Consider the following 16,309-nt stretch of genomic DNA (forward strand, 5'->3'; position numbering starts at 1 on the left):
GACTTGCTACAAGCCGAGGTGGACCTGGCCGAAGCCATGTTCGGCCGGATGCTCGGCGAAGACATTGTTGCCGGCCACGAAGCGAAAAACGCCGAAGAGCTGATCGAACACGCGGGCGAGTCAGTCGGTGCGCGAGGTCTTCCGCCGCCTGGCGGCTGCGCTGCATCCCGATCGCGAGCCGGACGCCGCCGAGCGCGAACGCAAGACCGCGTTGATACAACGCGTGAACCGGGCCTACGAGCGCAACGACCTGCTGGAACTGCTCACGGTGCAGATCGAGATCGAGCAGATCGATTCCAATCATCTTGCGCAAGCTTCCGGAGAGCGTCTCGGTCACTGCTGCTCCGTCTTGCGCGAACAGCAGCGGGCGCTGCAAGACGAACTGGCCACGATCCAGGAACCGTTTCGCGCCGCGTTAGGTGTCGGCCTCGGCCTCCGGCCGGCGATGCTCGATACGTTGCTCGACCAGGGCGCTAGGTCGCTGCGCGAAACCCTCGATAGCCTGCGCAGCGATATGGAAGCGTTGCGCAACCCGATGCGGCGAGCCGCGATCATCGACGGCGCCCTAGCGGATGACGAGCGGGTCGATCCGATCGAGGCTATGCTGCTCGCGGCAGCCTTTGCGTCGGCTGAGCCCCGGAGGCGCAAGAGAAAGACCCGGCGGCCCTGAGCCGATTTTGTGAAAATCAGTTACATGGAGTACCTGCTCTGGCCGGTACAAAAAGCCTGGCACAAGGCGGGAAGGGAGCGGTAAGCTACAGTCCCCATGACCGACGCGGATTTCATGCGGGAGGCGATCGCCCTGGCCCGGGAGGCCTGGGCGGCGGGCGAGGTCCCCGTCGGGGCCGTCGTGGTGCGGGAAGGCTGCATCGTAGGCCGGGGACGCAACAGTCCGATCGCCCTGCGGGATCCCACCGCCCATGCGGAGGTGCTGGCCCTGCGGGACGCGGCCCTCAGGCTCGGCAACTATCGGCTGCCCGAGTGCGAGCTTTTCGTGACCGTGGAGCCGTGCCCTATGTGCCTGGGGGCGATTTTCCACGCCCGTATCCCCCGGCTGGTCTATGGCGCGCGGGATCCCAAGACCGGCGCCTGCGGGAGCGTGGTGGATCTGGCGGGGGAGCCGCGCCTCAACCATCACGCCCGAGTGGAGGGGGGGGTGCTGGCGGAGGAATGCGCTCGGCTGTTGACGGAATTCTTCGTGCAGCGGCGGCGGGCGGAAAATGTTGAGGATCGTTGTTAGAATAAGCGATCAACAGCTTGATCTGATTGAGGACGATCGCCTCCTTCGACGCTACCCGGTGTCCACGGCCGCTGCGGGAGCCGGGGAGCGGATGGGCAGCTTCAAAACACCCCGGGGCCGCCACCGGATCCGGGCAAAAATCGGCGCGGGCCAGCCTGTCAATACCGTCTTCGTCGGCCGGCGTCCCACCGGAGAAATCTTTACCCCCGAGCTGGCCGCCCGGCATCCCGATCGGGACTGGATCCTGACCCGCATCCTGTGGCTGTCAGGCTGCGAGCCCGGCTTCAACCGGCTCGGGAAGGTGGACAGCATGCGGCGCTACATCTACATCCACGGCGCGCCGGATACGGTTCCCATGGGGGTTCCCGCTTCCCATGGATGCATCCGCATGCGCAACGTCGATGTGATGGATCTGTTCGATCGGGTGCCGGTTGGCACCCCCGTAGAGATCCTAGAGTAAGTCCTGGGCGCTTGCACCGCAGCATAAGGCTCTCGCGCCCGCCAAAGGCCTTCAAGTCTGTCCGGAATCCCGGATTTCCAGGAAAAATTTGACGTTTCTCTCGTATTGTGCAGCGCGGAATTTTGGAGTAAAGTGCCCCGCCAAGCCGGGAGGATTGCTGCGCAGCATAAAAATTCGCCGTCGGAAATGCTGCGCAGCATGAGGCCGGGTAACTGCAGGAGGAAAGCGCATGAGGCTTGCTGGGAAGGTGTGCATCGTCACGGGGGCCGGCCGGGGCATCGGCAAGGCGACGGCGATCAAGTTCGCGCAGGAAGGCGCCAAGGTAGCGGTCTGCGACGTGACGCCGGAGTGGGTCGATGAAACGGTCCGGCAAATCCGCCAGGGGGACGGGGAAGCGGTGGGGTTCATCGTGGACGTCCGGGATCGCGCCAGCATCGAGCGCATGGTGAAAAAAATGGTGGCGACGTACGGCCGCATCGATTGCCTGGTCAACAACGCCGGCATCGTCCAAGACGCCCAGCTCAAGAACATGACCGACGAGCAGTTCGATCAGGTGATCGAGATCAACCTGAAGGGCGTCTACAACTGCGCCAAGGCGGTGGTGGACGTCATGCTCTCGCAACGCTCCGGTGTCATCCTTAGCACCTCCTCCGTAGTGGGCCTGTACGGCAACTTCGGCCAGACCAACTACGCCGCCAGCAAGTCCGCCGTCATCGGCATGACAAAGACCTGGGCCCGGGAACTGGGCCGAAACGGCATCCGGGCGAACGCCATCTGTCCGGGCTTCATCCAGACGCCCATCCTCAACTCCATGCCCGACCGGGTACTCGCCGCCATGGAACAGAAGGTCCCCCTGGGGCGCCTGGGCAAGCCGGAAGAGATCGCCGCCACGTTTGCCTTCCTCGCTTCGGACGAGGCGAGCTACATCAACGGCGCGGTGATCGAGGTGAGCGGGGGCATGTCCCTCTAGGGGGGATCATTCGAACAGCGCCTCGATTTTCCGCTGATCGGGCGGGGCGATGACCCCTTTCTCGGTGATCAGGCCCGTGACCAGGTCGGCGGGGGTCACGTCGAAGGCGGGGTTGCGCGCCTCCACGCCCTGGGACGCCCAGCGGCACTCGCCGTAACCCAGAACTTCCTCCGCTGGGCGTTCCTCGATGGGGATGGCCGATCCCTCCGCCAGGGATCGATCGATGGTGGATAAGGGGCAGGCCACATAAAAGGGGATGCCATGTCGCCGGGCGAGCACGGCGACCGTATAGGTGCCGATCTTGTTGGCTACGTCCCCATTGGCCGCCACCCGATCGGCGCCCACCACCACCAGATCCACTTCGCCCCGGCTCATCAGGTGTCCGACCGCGCTATCGGTCACCAGGGTCACCGGGATGCCTTCCTGGACCATCTCCCAGGCCGTGAGGCGCGCCCCCTGAAGAAAAGGGCGTGTTTCGGTAGCGATCACAGACACTTCCTTGCCCTGGGCCCGGGCGGAACGAATGACGCCCAGCGCCGTGCCGTGGCCCGCGGTGGCGAGGGCACCCGCGTTGCAATGGGTGAGGATCCGGGCCCCATGGGGCACCAGGGCTGCGCCCCGCTCCCCGATCGCCAGGTTGATTTGCAGGTCTTCGGCGAAGATCCGCTGGGCTTCCTCCAGCAGGGCGGCCGCGATTGCCTCGGACGGCCGCTCCCCAGCCTGCTTCCAGACGCGGCGCATGCGCTCAAGTGCCCAGAACAGGTTGACCGCCGTCGGTCGGCTTTGGGCCAGAACATCGAACGCCTGCGCCAGGGCGGCATCGAATGCTGGGCGCCCCTGGCCCGCCAGGCGCAATCCTTCCAGGGCAATTCCGAAGGCGGCGGCGCAGCCGATGGCCGGAGCGCCCCGCACCGCCATGGCGCGGATCGCCTGGGCGACCTCCTCGGCGCTCGCGCAGGTCACGTACTCGACGCCCCCGGGCAGCCGTCGCTGGTCGAGGAGCTCCAGCCGAGCGTCGCGCCAGCGCAGGGTCTCCACTTTGCTCGAAATGGGCATTACTCTTACCTTACAGGTCATCCGTGGTCCGAGCATTATAGGAGTCGTTCTACCCGAGGAAAGGAGGGATGAGGCCCGCTCTTCAGGGCGGTGACGGAGCAGCCATGAGATGGATCAAAAAAACGGCAAGCTAAAAATCCTCTTCATCTGCATGGGCAACATCTGCCGCTCGCCCATGGCAGTGGCGGTAATGCGCCGGCGCCTGGCCGAATCGGAAGATGGCGAGAGGATTTACGTGGAGGCAGCGGGAACCCATGGAGACTATCACGCGGGGGAACCCGCGGATCCGCGTGCGCGAAGGGCCGGTGCCGGACGGGGCTACTCTCTGGAAGGATTGGTGGCGCGAAAAGTCCGGGCGGAGGACTTCGTGACCTTCGATCTGATTCTGGCCATGGACCACCACAACCTGGCCCATCTCCGGCGGCTTTGCCCGGAGGAGTACCAGCACAAGCTGGGCCTGCTGCTGGAATACAGCCAGCGCTGGACCGGCAAAGACGTACCGGATCCGTACTATGGAGGACCCGAAGGTTTCGAGCGGGTCCTGGATATGATCGAGGAGGCCACCGAGGGCTTGCTTGCCGCCCTACGTAACGGCGGGCAGGCAAGCCTCGAAGAGTGATCAGGCGTCCCGGCGGGTCTCCACCTGGACCAGGGGCCCTTCGTCCAGGGCAGGGGCCGCGGGACGGGCTCGGCGAGGCCGGCGAGGCTCGCCGATCTCCGGCTCTAATGCTGCGGGAGCCCCGGCTTTCCCCGGATCGGTCTCGATCTGCACCAGCCCGCTCCCCGCCAGGGGGTCGGCGTCCAGGGCAATCCCCAGATCTTTCAAGACCGCCAGGCTGGGTGCCGCTTGGACTGCTTGCGGCTCCGGGGCGGCCGCCTCTGGGGAGACTACTTCCTCCTGCACCTTGGCGGGAGCCGGGGGCGGGGCGATCACCTCGGACTGGGTAGGCTCGACCGCTGCCTCGAATGTGACGGCTACCCCTTCCGGTGGGGCGGGCTGGACCGCCGCAGCCTGGGCAGGTGCCGGAGACCCGGTCAGCACCGCCTCGGCCGCCTGGGCCTCGCCGGTGCCGGCGACCAGTGGGGCGGTGGGCCTGGCCCCACCGGCGGGGACGGAAGGCTGGGCCACAGACTCCCGGGCGGGATAGTCCTCTCGGCGTTCACCCCGATGGCGCCGCCGCCGGCGCCTGCCGCCTCCCTCTTCGGCCCCCTCCGGCCCGCGGCCCTCTCGAACAGGCCCTGCGCTTTCCAGGGACGCAGCGGGCACCTCGACGGCGGGACGCTCTTCCCGCTTGGCCAGCGGCGCTTCCGCGATCCGCTCCCGCGGTTCGGGCTGAAGGGGCTTGGCTTTGGCCATGGAAGCTTCTTCCCGGGGCGAGCGGCGACCTTCTCCTCCGCGCCGGCGCCGGCGCCGTCCCGTTCCGCCTTCCGCCGTACTTCTCACCGGCACCGGGGTGGTCATTGCCGTCGGTGCGGGAGCTACCGCCTCCTTGTGCTCGCCGATCGCCCTGAACCACCTGAAGACCTTGGCCAGCAAAGACGGCCGTTCTCCCTTTGCCTCGGTGACGGCGGCAGGTTGCGGCGGGACGGGCACCTCTTCCCTAACGGCAGGGGGCGGCGGCTGGGAGGGGGTGAATCCCTTGACCATCGCCTCCGGCCGGACGGGCTTGGGCTCCTGCCAGGCCGGGATTTCCTCCTCCTCGGCGGGCTTTTCCACCAGCTCGAAGCTGGGCGGCAAGGGCTCTCCCCGATTGAGTTCGTCATGGCGCAAGCGCTTGATGGAATACTTGGGCGTCTCCAGATGGGGATTCGGCACCAGGATCACTTCCACCTTGAGGCGCGCTTCGATCGAATGGATATCGGCGCGTTTTTCGTTGAGCAGGAAGGTGGCCACGTCGACCGGCACCTGGGCGTGGATGACGGCTGTGTTCTCCTTCATGGCTTCTTCCTGGAGGATGCGCAAGATGTGCAAGGCCGAGGACTCCACGCTGCGGATATGGCCGATCCCGTTGCAGCGAGGGCAGGGCATGTAGCTCGTGTCCCCGATGGAAGGATGGAGGCGCTGGCGCGACAGCTCCAGCAGGCCGAAGCGGGAAATCTTTCCCATCTGGACCCGGGCGCGATCGTACTTGAGAGCTTCCCGCAAGCGGTTTTCCACCTCTCGCTGATTGCGGGGGTTTTCCATGTCGATGAAGTCGATGACTACCAGGCCGCCCACGTCCCGCAGCCGCAACTGCCGGGCCGCTTCGTCGGCCGCCTCCAGGTTGGTCATGAGGGCCGTCTGCTCGATATCCTGCCCTTTGGTGGCCCGGGCGGAGTTGACGTCGATGGCCACCAGCGCCTCCGTGTGGTCGAACACCAGGGAGCCCCCGGAGGGCAGGGCCACCTGCCGGGCGTAGGCCGTCTCGATCTGGTGCTCGATCTGAAAGCGGGAAAAGAGGGGAATATCGTCCCGGTAGAGTTTGATCCGGTTCACGTGGCTTGGCATCACGTGCCCCATGAACTGCCGGGCCTGCTCGTAGATCTCCTCGGTGTCGATCAGGATTTCCCCAATGTCCTGATGGTAATAGTCCCGGATGGCTCGGATGACCAGACTGCTCTCTTGATAGATAAGGAAAGGGCCGCTCTGGCTCTGGGCGGCGTTCTCAATGGCTTTCCATAGTTGCAGGAGATAGTTAAGATCCCACTTGAGCTCGTCCGCCGTGCGGCCGATGCCGGCCGTCCGGGCGATGACGCTCATGCCCTCCGGGATCTCGAGTTGGGCCAGGATCTCCCGCAACTCATTGCGGTCCTCTCCTTCGATGCGGCGGGAGATTCCCCCGGCCCGGGGGTTATTGGGCATGAGGACCAGGTAGCGGCCCGCCAGACTGATGTAGGTGGTCAGTGCGGCGCCTTTACTGCCCCGCTCATCCTTGTCCACCTGGACGATCAGCTCCTGGCCTTCTTTCAGTAGGTCCTGGATTCGGCCCCGGGCCTCCCCCTCGGTAGAGAGGGTGGAGCGGGCGATCTCCTTAAAGGGGAGGAAGCCGTGCCGTTCGCCACCGTAGTCGACAAAGGCGGCTTCTAAGCTGGGCTCGATGCGGGTGATAATACCCTTGTAAATGTTCCCCTTGCGCTGCTCCTTGCCCGCCGTTTCGATATCGAGGTCAACGAGTTTTTGTCCATCGACGATGGCGACCCGGAGTTCTTCTGGTTGGGTCGCGTTGAATAGCATGCGTTTCATTGTGTGGTCTCCCGCGCTCGCCACACGGGAAGCACAAGACCGGGCGTCCCCGGGTGGGGCGCGGGCGAAGCATCACCTTGCTCGTCTCGAACTCTGGCCGAGAGAATCGAGGGTCCCCGTCCATGGGCGTGCCAGCTCTCGTGCTTGTCGCTCGGGATCCGGGAGGGCCGTAGGCGTTGCCGTAACGCCGGGCTGGGATGCTGGACATCGGGAGGCCTGCGGAATTTGCCGAATGCTTCCGAGTGGGTTAAGCGCGTAATCGTGCTTTAGCCTGCCGCTACTTGTCTTCGTGGTGAGCGACATTAACCAATATCCTTCGCAGCCGGTGATCGAGGGCATTTTCGCGCCGGGCCGACCGCGATCAGGCGGCCAGCCTGCTGCATCGGCGCCCGTGACAGACGCGGCGTGCAGTTTATAAGTATAAGCAGAATGAATGGTTTAAGCAAAAGACCGGCGTTTCGGGACGAAGTGGGCGAGGCGGGCCACGAGCAGCGCATCGACAACTACCTGGCCAAGCGTTTGAAGGGGATCCCGAAGAGTCTGATTTACAGGATGTTACGCACCGGTGAAGTGCGGGTTAACAGCCGGCGGGTGGAACCCGGCTACCGCCTCCAGGCTGGGGATCAGGTGCGCATCCCGCCGGTCCGCCAGGGGGAGCGCCCGCAGCCTCGCTCGCCCCGGAGAGGACCGGATCTCTGGCAGCGGACCTTGTACGAGGATGAGCTGCTGGTCGCCATCGATAAACCGGCCGGCCTTGCGGTCCACGGAGGCAGCGGGGTCAGCCTGGGAGCTATCGAGGCCCTGCGGCTGCAGCGGCCAGGTCCCCGGTTCCTAGAGCTGGTCCACCGGCTGGACAAGGAAACTTCAGGGGTGTTGCTTCTGGCGAAAAAGCGCAGTGCCTTGACCGCGCTCCACGAGCAACTGCGCTCGGGAGAAGTGGAAAAAGTCTACCTGGCCCTGGCCAAGGGGCGCTGGCGCTGGCCGGAGCGGCGCGTTCTGCTGCCTTTGAACAAATACGTGACCGCCGCCGGGGAGCGGCGGGTGAGCGTGAAGGAAGGGGGGCAGGCGTCCGAAACCCGGTTCACCCTAGAGCGGGCATGGGAAGGGGCGAGCCTCCTCCGGGCCCGACTCATGACCGGCCGCACCCACCAGATCCGGGTCCATCTAGCCCACTTAGGGCATCCCATCGCCGGCGACGACAAGTACGGAGATTTCGCCTGGAACCGGCAGCTCGCCCGCTTAGGCCTGAAACGCATGTTCCTGCACGCGGCCCGCGTGGGTTTCCGCCATCCGGCCTCGGGGGCATACTTGGTCATCGATGCGCCGCTGCCCGAGGAGCTCAGGGATTTTATCGCCCTACTGGAGCAGCGCGACCTGGAGCCTGCCCATGGCTGACGCCCGCCGCTTCGATCTGCTGGTTTTCGACTGGGACGGGACCCTGGTGGACTCGGCGGCGGCCATCGTCGCCTCGGTGCAGGCCGCCTGCCGCGACCTGGGCCTGCCCGAGCCGACCGAGGAGGCCGCCCGCTACATCATCGGCCTAGGACTGAGCGAGGCGCTGGCCGCCTTGGTGCCCCAGTTGCCCGCCTCGCGTCACGGGGAGCTGGTGGAGCGCTACCGCTTCCATTTCCTTGCCCGGGACCCCGAGATTCCCCTGTTCCCGGGAGCGCGGGAGACGGTGGAGGGTTTGCATGCCCGGGGCTATCGGCTGGCCCTGGCGACCGGCAAGAGCCGGCGAGGCCTCGCCCGGGCCCTCGTAGCCACCGGGCTCGGGCCTTATTTCCACGCCTCCCGCTGCGCCGACGAATGTTTTTCCAAGCCCCATCCCGCGATGCTCCACGAGCTTCTGGAAGAATTCGGTCTGGCACCGGAACGGGCCCTGATGATCGGGGACACCGTCCATGACCTGCAGATGGCCCGCTACGCGGGCGTGCCGGCCCTGGCAGTCGCCTACGGCGCCCACCCCAAGCACGCGCTCCTGGCCCTCGAGCCCGTGGCATGCGTGCAGAGCATGGCCGAGCTGAACCGATGGCTGGCGACGAACGCCTGATCTGCGCCTCCGCCGACCTGCAGGACGGGGGGCCGGGAGCGCGCTTCTGGGTCGAGCGGTATGGAGTGCGGGTCACCGCTTTCGCGATCCGTCACGGCGGCCGCGTTTACGCCTACCTCAACCGCTGCGCCCATCTGGGCATCGAGCTGGACTGGCAGGAGGGCCGGTTTTTCGATGACTCCGGGGTATACTTGATCTGCTCGATGCACGGTGCGCTCTATGCGCCGGAGACGGGCCAGTGCGTCGCCGGGCCGTGCAGCGGGGCTTTCCTTACGCCGGTGGCCGTTGAAGAGGCGGATAACATGGTGATGTGCCGGGAAATTCGAAAGCGATGAACGATGGTCGAAAGCACTGACACAAGCCCCGGCTGGGAGCGCCAGGTGCTGGAAAAGGTCGCCCTGGCGGCGATCGAGGAGCAGCGGCGGGCCCGGCGCTGGGGGATCTTTTTCAAGCTGCTCGCCTTCCTCTACCTGTTCCTCCTGCTCTTCCTGGTCCTCGGCTGGATCGGCAAGACCGACATGGCGATTCCGGGCAAGCACAGCGCCCTGGTGGAGCTGCGGGGGATTATCGCCGCCGACGAGCGGGCGAGCGCCGATGTCGTGGTGTCCGGGCTGCGGCGGGCGTTTAAGGACAAGAACACGGCCGGGGTCATCCTGCGCATCAACAGCCCGGGCGGAAGCCCGGTCCAGGCGGCCTACATCAACAACGAGATCAAACGCTTGAGAAAAGCGCATCCCCACATACCGCTGTACGCTGTGGTGGAGGACGTCTGTGCATCGGGCGGCTACTACGCCGCCGTGGCGGCCGACAAGATCTTCGTCAATCGGGCGAGCATCGTCGGGTCCATCGGGGTGTTGATCGACGGTTTCGGCTTCAGCGAAGCGCTGAACAAGCTCGGCATCGAGCGGCGGCTGCTCGCCGCCGGAGAGAACAAGGGCTTCCTCGATCCCTTCTCGCCCATGGATCCCAAGCAGCGGGCCCACGCGATGAAGATGCTGGAGGAGATCCATCGCCAGTTCATCGAGGTGGTGCGCGAGGGCAGGGGAGAGCGGCTCAAGGAGACGCCCGAGCTCTTCAGCGGCCTGGTATGGACCGGCGCCCGGAGCATTGAGCTGGGTCTGGCCGACGACTTCGCCAGCGCCGCCGAGGTGGCCCGGGAAGTGATCAAGGCGGAAGAAATTGTCGATTTTACTCCTCAGGAAGGCCTGACCGAGCGGCTGGCCCGGCGTTTCGGCGCCGCGGCGGGCGCTGCCTTGATGACTTGGGGGGCCGGCCTTCCGCGCTAGGGAAAAGACCGGTTAGGATGCCAGGAATAGAAAGAGACAGGGATTTTCGCCCGGGGGCGCCGGGTTCTTCCTCCACTCGGCGATGGATCGGGTCTCGATCCGCTCGTCGGCGGCGGTCAGGTTCTCGGCGATGCACAAGTCCGTGAAGTCGTGGCACGCCTCCAGCAGCGCGGCGAAGAGCTGGGCGTTGCGGTAGGGTGTTTCCATCACGATCTGGGTGCAGCGGCGCCCTCGGGACTCCCGCTCGAGGGTTTCGATCCGGGCGCGGCGCTCGGCGGGCTTCACCGGCAGATAGCCATGGAAGGCGAACTGCTGGCTGTGGAGGCCCGAGGCCATCAACGCCAAGAGAAGGGAGGAGGGCCCCACCAGGGGCACCACGCGGATGCCCCGCCGATGGGCCAGGCGCACCAGGACGGCGCCCGGGTCCGCCACCGCCGGGCACCCGGCCTCGGAAGCGAGGCCCACGTCGTGTCCCGCCTCCAGGGGGGAGAGCAGGCGCTCCAGCTCCTCGAGTGGCGTGTGCTCGTCTAGGACCTCTATCTTGAGCCGCTGCAAGGGCAGCCGCGTGCCGTTCTGCTTGAGAAAGCGCCGCAGCGCCTTGGGTCCTTCGGCGATCCAATGCTCCAGGCGAGCGGCGAGCTGCCGCACGTCGGCGGGCAGGACCCGGCCCAGGTCGGTGTCGCCGAGGGGCGAAGGAACCAGATAGAGCACGCCGCGGCCGCGCCGCTCAGCGGAGCACACTGACCCCCTCCCGCTGCAGCATGGACACCAGCGCGATGAGCGGCAGCCCGATCAGGGCGGTCGGATCGTCGCTTTCGATCCGCTCGCACAAGGCGATGCCCAGGGACTCCACCCGTGCGGCTCCGGCGCAGTCGAAAGCCGGTTCCTTGGTCAGATAGCCGCGGATATCTTCCTCGCTCAGGGGGCGGAAGCGCACCCGGACCACCGCGACCTCGCTCTGGAGCGCTCCTGTGGCGCTGTTGAGCAGGCTCACCGCGGTATGGAACTCCACCTGACGGGCGCTCATGCGCTCAAGTTGCCGGAAGGCGTTGGCGTAGTCGCCCGGTTTTCCCAGCACCTGCCCGTCCAGTACCGCCACCTGGTCCGATCCGATGATCAGAGCCCGGGGATGGGCCTGCCGGGCGGCCTCCGCCTTGAGCCTGGACAGGCGCAGCGCCAGCGCCGGGGGCGCTTCGCCGGGAAGCGCGGATTCATCCACGTGGGGAGCGAAGACGTCGAAGGGGAGGCGCAACCGGGCGAGGAGCTCGCGCCGGTAGCGGGAGGTGGAAGCGAGTACGATGGGTGGCGATGGCGACATCACATGGCAGCTCGAGCCGTCGCGCCGGATTGGGGGCGCCCGGACCGTTTCGTCTGACCGGCGCTTCTTTCCTAAGTTTGACGCAAATTCAATGAAATAATATCATTAACTATTTATGTCTATTCAGGCGACGGTTGATTCCCTCCGCTTTGCACGCGAGGGAGGAAATCTAAAGGGTACAATTCGCGTTTCGAGCCTGCTCCGGCTCGCGGACTACCTGGCTTCCCGGGAAGGCGAAATTTCCTATCGCCTCGAGGGGATGGTCGACCAAGACGGCCACCCCATTTTGCGCCTCTCCATATCCGGAATGTTGGTGGTGCAGTGCCAGCGCTGCCTGGAGGCGATGGAGCTGCCAGTCGGTCTCCAGAGCGGATTCCGACTGGTGGCCTCCGAGCGGGACCTGGGCCCGGTGGAGGAGGAGCCGGAGGAGTGGACCGCATGGGTGGCGGACCCGAATCTGGACGTGGAGGCGCTGGTGGAAGACGAGTTGCTGCTAGCTGTGCCCTTCGCGCCGGTCCATGCCGATCCGGCTTGCGACCCCAAGCTGGCATCCCAGGATCTCGAAGCCGCCGACGGAGGGCCTTTCGCCGTGCTGGCCCTCCTCAAGGACAGAAAGAGCGTTGAACCATAGGAGTTCGCAATCATGGCCGTTCAGCAGAACAAGAAGTCGCCCTCGCGCCGGGGAATGCGCCGCTCCCACGATGCCCTCAGCAACCCGCCGCTCGCCATCGAGCCGACGACGGGAGAGGTGCACCTGCGACATCACATCAGCCCCAGCGGCCATTACCGAGGCCGCAAGGTGGTCAAGTCCAAAGGCGAGTAGCCGCAGCCGCGTCCAACGGCCGCGCCGTGGCTTGCTTGAGCGGATCGCCCGAGCGAAAGGCCCGGCGTTTCCGCGGTGACGCCGAGTCCCGAGGCGGGAGGGACATGACCGAATGAAAGTAACCGTGGCCATCGATTGCATGGGGGGCGATCACGGACCCCATGTAACGGTGCCGGCCGCCGTCGAGTGCCTGCGCCGGGACCCGGAATTGAGCGTGGTGCTGGTGGGCCTGCAGGAAGCGCTCGCCGCCGAACTGGCGAAGCTGGGCCGGCCCGCCGATGGGCGCTGCCGCATCCAGCACGCCGCCGAAGTGGTGGCCATGGACGAGCCCCCGGCCCTCGCCCTCAGGAACAAAAAGAACTCGTCCATGCGCCTGGCCATCAACCTGGTGAAAACCGGCGAGGCCGATGCCTGCGTGAGCGCCGGAAACACCGGGGCCTTGATGGCCATCGCCCGGTTCGTGCTGAAGACCCTGCCGGGGATCGAGCGTCCCGCGATAGCCTCGGTGCTGCCCACGCTCAAGGGCCACACCTGCGTGCTGGACCTAGGAGCCAACGTGGATTGCACCGCGGAACACCTGCTGCAGTTCGCCATCATGGGCTCGGTGCTGGTGTCCACGGTGGAGGACAAGCCCCGGCCGTCAGTGGGATTGCTCAACATCGGGCACGAGGCGATCAAGGGCAACGAGGTGGTGAAAAAGGCCGCCGAGCTCCTGCGCTTGAGCGGTCTCAATTTCTACGGCAACGTGGAAGGCGACGATCTCTACAAGGGAACGACGGACATCGTGGTGTGCGACGGGTTCGTAGGCAACGTGGCGCTCAAGACTTCCGAGGGACTCGCCCAGATGCTCGCCACCTTCTTGCGCGAGGAGTTTACCCGCAACCCGTTTCGTCGCTTGATCGGGCTCATCGCCCTGCCGGTGATCAACGCCTTCAAGCGGCGGGTGGACCATCGCCAGTACAACGGTGCAAGCTTCCTTGGCCTGAGAGGCATCGTGGTGAAGAGCCACGGATCGGCGGACGTCCTGGCCTTCCAGTACGCCATTCGCCGCGCCGTGGACGAGGTGCGGGGCGGAACCGCCAAATACACGGCCAAGCGGTTGAGCGAGCTGTTCCCGCAAGCCGCGGGAGAAGGCGTCGCCTGATGTATTCCCGCATCGTCGGCACCGGAAGCTATCTTCCGAGCAAGGTCCTCACCAACCGGGATCTGGAAAAACTGGTGGATACCAGCCACGAATGGATCGTGACCCGGACCGGCATCGAAGAACGCCGCATCGCGGACGAGGATCAAAAGGCGAGCGACCTGGCGCTGGAAGCGAGCCGCGCAGCCCTCGACGCCTCCGGCATCCGGCCGAACGATCTCGGCCTCATCGTCGTCGCCACCACCACGCCGGACCAGATTTTCCCGAGCACCGCTTGCGTACTGCAGGCGAAGCTTGGAGTCGAAAACGCATGCCCAGCCTTCGACGTGCAGGCCGTGTGCGGCGGCTTTGTGTACGCCCTGGCGCTGGCGGACCTGTACCTGCGGGCTGGCAAATGCCGCCACGCGCTGGTCGTCGGTAGCGAAATCTATTCGCGCATCCTCGATTGGACCGACCGTTCCACCTGCGTCCTTTTCGGCGACGGGGCGGGCGCGGTGGTGCTCGCCGCCGACCAGACGCCCGGCATCCTGACCCACCGCCTCCATGCAGACGGTCGCCACAGCGGCAGCCTCATGGTGCCGGGGCAGGTCTGCGGCGGTCGAGTCTCGGGACGGCCCTACGTGGTCATGGAAGGCGGCGCGGTGTTCAAGTTCGCGGTCAAGGCCTTGGGGGACATTGTGGAGGAGACCCTAGCGGAAGTCGCCATGAAACCCGAAGAGGTGGACTGGCTGATTCCCCACCAGGCCAACATCCGCATCATCCAGGCGACCGCGAAAAGGCTGGGGCTCCCCATGGAGCGTGTGGTGGTGACGGTGGACAAGCACGGCAACACCTCCGCGGCGTCGATACCCCTCGCCCTGGACATCGCCGTGCGCGACGGCCGAGTGCGCCGGGGCCAGCACGTGGTGCTCGAGGGCATCGGCGGCGGGTTCACCTGGGGCGCGGTCCTGATTCGCTGGTGAGAGGTCGAGGCGCCGGATGAAATTCGCCTTCGTGTTCCCCGGGCAGGGTTCCCAGTCGATTGGGATGATGAACGGCTTCGCCGCCCTTCCGGTGGTGAGGCAGACCTTCGCCGAAGCCTCCGAAGCGCTGGGACAGGACCTGTGGAGCCTAGTGGCCCAGGGGCCGGACTCGGCCCTGAACCAGACCGTCAACACTCAGCCCGTGATGCTCACGGCGGGCGTCGCGGTCTATCGCGCCTGGGAAGATCTCCATGGGCCGGAGCCCGCGGTCATGGCGGGCCACAGCCTGGGGGAGTACAGCGCCCTGGTCGCCTCGGGCGCCATCGGGTTCGCCGATGCGCTGCGGATCGTGAGACTCCGGGCTCAGGCCATGCAGGAAGCGGTGCCGGAAGGCACCGGCGGCATCGCCGCGATCCTGGGCCTCGAGGACGAGGCGGTGGAGGCAGTGTGCCGGGAAGCGGCTCAAGGGGAGGTGGTGGAGCCGGCTAATTACAACTCGCCCGCCCAGGTGGTCGTCGCCGGGCACCGTGGCGCGGTGGAGCGGGCCATGGCCCTGGCCAAGACCCGGGGCGCCAAGCGGGCGATGATGCTGCCCATGAGCGCCCCTTCCCATTGCAGCCTGATGAGGCCCGCCGCCGAGCGCCTGGCCCGGGCGCTGGCGAGCATCCCGATCCAGTCGCCTCAGATCCCGGTCTTGCACAACGTGGATGCGGGCGAGCGGCACGATGCCGACACCATCCGGGAGGCCTTGGTGCGCCAGGTCTATAGTCCGGTGCGCTGGGTCGAGATCGTCCGCCGGCTGGCGCAGGAAGGGGTGACCCATGTCGTGGAATGCGGTCCGGGCAAGGTGCTGGCCGGGCTCAACAAGCGCATCGAGCCCTCCCAGCAGACGCTGGCGTTGACCGACGAGGCAGTGCTGAGGGACGCGCTCAAGGCGCTCGCTCCGTAGGACGGGAGGGGAAGAATGGCGGAGCATCCGCTGCAAGGACAAGTCGCGCTGGTGACGGGGGCGAGTCGGGGAATCGGCCAGGCCATCGCCCTGGAGCTCGGACGTCTCGGTGCCACCGTCGTCGGCACCGCGACCAGCGAAAGCGGGGCAGAGGCCATTAGCCGGCGACTGGCGGAGGCCGGCGTGGGCGGCGCGGGATTGAAGCTTGACGTCCGCAGCGCGGCCGATGCGGAGGCAGTGGTGGAAAAAACGGAGCGGCGTTTCGGCGCTCCCACCATCTTGGTCAACAATGCAGGCATCACTCGGGATAATCTTCTCCTGCGCATGAAAGACGAGGAGTGGAACGAGATCCTGGAAACGAACCTGAGCTCGGTGTTCCGCCTCTGCCGGCTGGTGCTGCGCCCCATGATGAAGGCCCGCTTCGGGCGCATCATCAACATCTCATCCGTGGTCGGCGCCACGGGTAACGCCGGCCAGACCAACTACGCGGCCGCCAAGGCCGGCATGGTGGGCTTCAGCAAGTCCCTCGCCCGGGAAGTGGCGAGCCGCCACATCACGGTCAACTGCGTGGCGCCGGGTTTCATCGAAACCGACATGACCCGCGGCCTTCCTGAAGCTCAGCGGGCGACCTTGCTCCAGCACGTTCCCCTGGGCCGGTTGGGCCGGCCCGAGGACGTGGCCGCCGCCGTGGCCTTCCTGGCCGGGCCAGGTGGGGCGTACATCACCGGCTGCACCCTGCATGTCAACGGCGGAATGTACATGGATTGAAGGGCGCCGCCCCCCCGGCGCAGGGGCGAATTCGTTTCGCCCTAAAGACAAATTTGGTAAACT

19 protein-coding genes are annotated in these 16,309 nt (G+C 66.1%); 15 read left to right on the top strand and 4 right to left on the bottom strand.

All coding sequences use genetic code 11. From position 1 onward, the window contains the following. Nucleotides 1-127: 127 nt before the first annotated feature. From ACUVYZ_RS06560 to fabG (ACUVYZ_RS06575), 4 genes are all read left to right on the top strand, one after another. Nucleotides 128-670 carry a J domain-containing protein gene (locus ACUVYZ_RS06560; RefSeq protein ID WP_439933758.1) on the top strand — a complete coding sequence of 181 codons (543 nt, stop codon included), beginning with the start codon at nucleotides 128-130 and terminating at the stop codon, nucleotides 668-670. Between the two features lie 96 nt (nucleotides 671-766). Next, a complete protein-coding gene (gene tadA, locus ACUVYZ_RS06565; protein WP_439933757.1) occupies nucleotides 767-1,240 on the top strand; it encodes a tRNA adenosine(34) deaminase TadA in 474 nt (157 codons plus the stop codon). Next, nucleotides 1,221-1,700: a L,D-transpeptidase family protein gene (locus ACUVYZ_RS06570; protein WP_439933756.1), complete on the top strand. Its 480-nt coding sequence runs from the start codon at nucleotides 1,221-1,223 to the stop codon at nucleotides 1,698-1,700. Before tadA ends, ACUVYZ_RS06570 begins: the two co-directional genes overlap by 20 nt. A 229-nt stretch (nucleotides 1,701-1,929) precedes the next feature. Next, nucleotides 1,930-2,670, top strand: a complete 741-nt coding sequence (gene fabG / locus ACUVYZ_RS06575) for a 3-oxoacyl-ACP reductase FabG (protein WP_439933755.1) — start codon at nucleotides 1,930-1,932, stop codon at nucleotides 2,668-2,670. A 6-nt stretch (nucleotides 2,671-2,676) separates the two neighbouring features. Here fabG (ACUVYZ_RS06575) and mtnA read toward each other — a convergent pair whose 3' ends face one another. Further along, a complete protein-coding gene (gene mtnA, locus ACUVYZ_RS06580; RefSeq protein WP_439933754.1) occupies nucleotides 2,677-3,726 on the bottom strand; it encodes an S-methyl-5-thioribose-1-phosphate isomerase in 1,050 nt (349 codons plus the stop codon). A 109-nt stretch (nucleotides 3,727-3,835) separates the two neighbouring features. Here mtnA and ACUVYZ_RS06585 point away from each other — a divergent pair, with 109 nt between their 5' ends. Next, entirely contained in the window at nucleotides 3,836-4,345 is a 510-nt protein-coding gene (locus tag ACUVYZ_RS06585) for a low molecular weight protein-tyrosine-phosphatase (protein WP_439933753.1), read from the top strand. On the opposite strand, the gene ACUVYZ_RS06590 is transcribed toward ACUVYZ_RS06585, so the two are convergent. Further along, on the bottom strand, nucleotides 4,346-6,949 hold the full coding sequence (locus ACUVYZ_RS06590; RefSeq protein WP_439933752.1) for an Rne/Rng family ribonuclease: 2,604 nt from the start codon (nucleotides 6,947-6,949) through the stop codon (nucleotides 4,346-4,348). A gap of 429 nt (nucleotides 6,950-7,378) precedes the next feature. On the opposite strand from ACUVYZ_RS06590, the gene ACUVYZ_RS06595 reads away from it, so the two are divergent. The 4 genes from ACUVYZ_RS06595 to ACUVYZ_RS06610 are packed head-to-tail and all read left to right on the top strand — an operon-like array spanning nucleotide 7,379 to nucleotide 10,285. Further along, nucleotides 7,379-8,344, top strand: a complete 966-nt coding sequence (locus ACUVYZ_RS06595) for an RluA family pseudouridine synthase (RefSeq protein WP_439933751.1) — start codon at nucleotides 7,379-7,381, stop codon at nucleotides 8,342-8,344. Continuing rightward, on the top strand, nucleotides 8,337-8,999 hold the full coding sequence (locus ACUVYZ_RS06600; RefSeq protein ID WP_439933750.1) for an HAD-IA family hydrolase: 663 nt from the start codon (nucleotides 8,337-8,339) through the stop codon (nucleotides 8,997-8,999). Before ACUVYZ_RS06595 ends, ACUVYZ_RS06600 begins: the two co-directional genes overlap by 8 nt. After that, entirely contained in the window at nucleotides 8,978-9,334 is a 357-nt protein-coding gene (locus tag ACUVYZ_RS06605; RefSeq protein WP_439933749.1) for a Rieske (2Fe-2S) protein, read from the top strand. Before ACUVYZ_RS06600 ends, ACUVYZ_RS06605 begins: the two co-directional genes overlap by 22 nt. Before the next feature lie 3 nt (nucleotides 9,335-9,337). Continuing rightward, a complete protein-coding gene (locus ACUVYZ_RS06610) occupies nucleotides 9,338-10,285 on the top strand; it encodes a S49 family peptidase (protein ID WP_439933748.1) in 948 nt (315 codons plus the stop codon). Nucleotides 10,286-10,297: 12 nt separating this feature from the next. Here the strand turns inward: ACUVYZ_RS06610 and ACUVYZ_RS06615 are convergent, their stop codons facing one another. Both ACUVYZ_RS06615 and ACUVYZ_RS06620 read right to left on the bottom strand, forming a co-directional pair. Continuing rightward, nucleotides 10,298-11,026 (bottom strand): SAM-dependent methyltransferase, encoded by a 729-nt coding sequence (locus tag ACUVYZ_RS06615; RefSeq protein WP_439933747.1) that lies wholly within the window; start codon nucleotides 11,024-11,026, stop codon nucleotides 10,298-10,300. After that, the gene (locus ACUVYZ_RS06620; RefSeq protein ID WP_439933746.1) at nucleotides 11,013-11,603 is read right to left on the bottom strand and encodes a Maf family protein; all 591 of its coding nucleotides are present in this window, start codon (nucleotides 11,601-11,603) and stop codon (nucleotides 11,013-11,015) included. The genes ACUVYZ_RS06615 and ACUVYZ_RS06620 overlap by 14 nt, the downstream gene beginning before the upstream one ends. Before the next feature lie 259 nt (nucleotides 11,604-11,862). Between ACUVYZ_RS06620 and ACUVYZ_RS06625 the strand changes: the two genes are divergently transcribed. From ACUVYZ_RS06625 to fabG (ACUVYZ_RS06650), 6 genes are all read left to right on the top strand, one after another. Continuing rightward, complete coding sequence (locus tag ACUVYZ_RS06625) at nucleotides 11,863-12,234, top strand: YceD family protein (RefSeq protein WP_446033047.1); 372 nt, start codon at nucleotides 11,863-11,865, stop codon at nucleotides 12,232-12,234. A gap of 12 nt (nucleotides 12,235-12,246) precedes the next feature. Continuing rightward, nucleotides 12,247-12,426, top strand: a complete 180-nt coding sequence (gene rpmF / locus ACUVYZ_RS06630; RefSeq protein WP_439933744.1) for a 50S ribosomal protein L32 — start codon at nucleotides 12,247-12,249, stop codon at nucleotides 12,424-12,426. Between the two features lie 112 nt (nucleotides 12,427-12,538). Then, nucleotides 12,539-13,570, top strand: coding sequence for a phosphate acyltransferase PlsX (gene plsX / locus ACUVYZ_RS06635; protein WP_439933743.1), 1,032 nt, complete (start codon nucleotides 12,539-12,541; stop codon nucleotides 13,568-13,570). Further along, complete coding sequence (locus ACUVYZ_RS06640; RefSeq protein ID WP_439933742.1) at nucleotides 13,570-14,529, top strand: beta-ketoacyl-ACP synthase III; 960 nt, start codon at nucleotides 13,570-13,572, stop codon at nucleotides 14,527-14,529. Before plsX ends, ACUVYZ_RS06640 begins: the two co-directional genes overlap by 1 nt. A 16-nt stretch (nucleotides 14,530-14,545) precedes the next feature. Further along, entirely contained in the window at nucleotides 14,546-15,478 is a 933-nt protein-coding gene (gene fabD / locus ACUVYZ_RS06645) for an ACP S-malonyltransferase (RefSeq protein WP_439933741.1), read from the top strand. A gap of 15 nt (nucleotides 15,479-15,493) precedes the next feature. Next, nucleotides 15,494-16,246: a 3-oxoacyl-ACP reductase FabG gene (gene fabG, locus ACUVYZ_RS06650; RefSeq protein ID WP_439933740.1), complete on the top strand. Its 753-nt coding sequence runs from the start codon at nucleotides 15,494-15,496 to the stop codon at nucleotides 16,244-16,246. Nucleotides 16,247-16,309: the final 63 nt, after the last annotated feature.

Source organism: Pelomicrobium sp. P1 (genome assembly GCF_052805615.1).

What these genes read in the sequence shown, in the direction of transcription:
- fabG (WP_439933755.1), top strand. Translation starts at nt 1,930, where the DNA reads ATGAGGCTTGCTGGGAAGGTGTGCATCGTCACGGGGGCCGGCCGGGGC.
- ACUVYZ_RS06640 (WP_439933742.1), top strand. Translation starts at nt 13,570, where the DNA reads ATGTATTCCCGCATCGTCGGCACCGGAAGCTATCTTCCGAGCAAGGTC.
- ACUVYZ_RS06610 (WP_439933748.1), top strand. Translation starts at nt 9,338, where the DNA reads ATGGTCGAAAGCACTGACACAAGCCCCGGCTGGGAGCGCCAGGTGCTG.
- ACUVYZ_RS06595 (WP_439933751.1), top strand. Translation starts at nt 7,379, where the DNA reads ATGAATGGTTTAAGCAAAAGACCGGCGTTTCGGGACGAAGTGGGCGAG.
- plsX (WP_439933743.1), top strand. Translation starts at nt 12,539, where the DNA reads ATGAAAGTAACCGTGGCCATCGATTGCATGGGGGGCGATCACGGACCC.
- ACUVYZ_RS06600 (WP_439933750.1), top strand. Translation starts at nt 8,337, where the DNA reads ATGGCTGACGCCCGCCGCTTCGATCTGCTGGTTTTCGACTGGGACGGG.
- fabG (WP_439933740.1), top strand. Translation starts at nt 15,494, where the DNA reads ATGGCGGAGCATCCGCTGCAAGGACAAGTCGCGCTGGTGACGGGGGCG.
- tadA (WP_439933757.1), top strand. Translation starts at nt 767, where the DNA reads ATGACCGACGCGGATTTCATGCGGGAGGCGATCGCCCTGGCCCGGGAG.
- rpmF (WP_439933744.1), top strand. Translation starts at nt 12,247, where the DNA reads ATGGCCGTTCAGCAGAACAAGAAGTCGCCCTCGCGCCGGGGAATGCGC.
- ACUVYZ_RS06585 (WP_439933753.1), top strand. Translation starts at nt 3,836, where the DNA reads ATGGATCAAAAAAACGGCAAGCTAAAAATCCTCTTCATCTGCATGGGC.
- mtnA (WP_439933754.1), bottom strand. Translation starts at nt 3,726, where the DNA reads ATGCCCATTTCGAGCAAAGTGGAGACCCTGCGCTGGCGCGACGCTCGG.
- ACUVYZ_RS06620 (WP_439933746.1), bottom strand. Translation starts at nt 11,603, where the DNA reads ATGTCGCCATCGCCACCCATCGTACTCGCTTCCACCTCCCGCTACCGG.
- ACUVYZ_RS06570 (WP_439933756.1), top strand. Translation starts at nt 1,221, where the DNA reads ATGTTGAGGATCGTTGTTAGAATAAGCGATCAACAGCTTGATCTGATT.
- fabD (WP_439933741.1), top strand. Translation starts at nt 14,546, where the DNA reads ATGAAATTCGCCTTCGTGTTCCCCGGGCAGGGTTCCCAGTCGATTGGG.
- ACUVYZ_RS06625 (WP_446033047.1), top strand. Translation starts at nt 11,863, where the DNA reads ATGGTCGACCAAGACGGCCACCCCATTTTGCGCCTCTCCATATCCGGA.
- ACUVYZ_RS06590 (WP_439933752.1), bottom strand. Translation starts at nt 6,949, where the DNA reads ATGAAACGCATGCTATTCAACGCGACCCAACCAGAAGAACTCCGGGTC.
- ACUVYZ_RS06605 (WP_439933749.1), top strand. Translation starts at nt 8,978, where the DNA reads ATGGCTGGCGACGAACGCCTGATCTGCGCCTCCGCCGACCTGCAGGAC.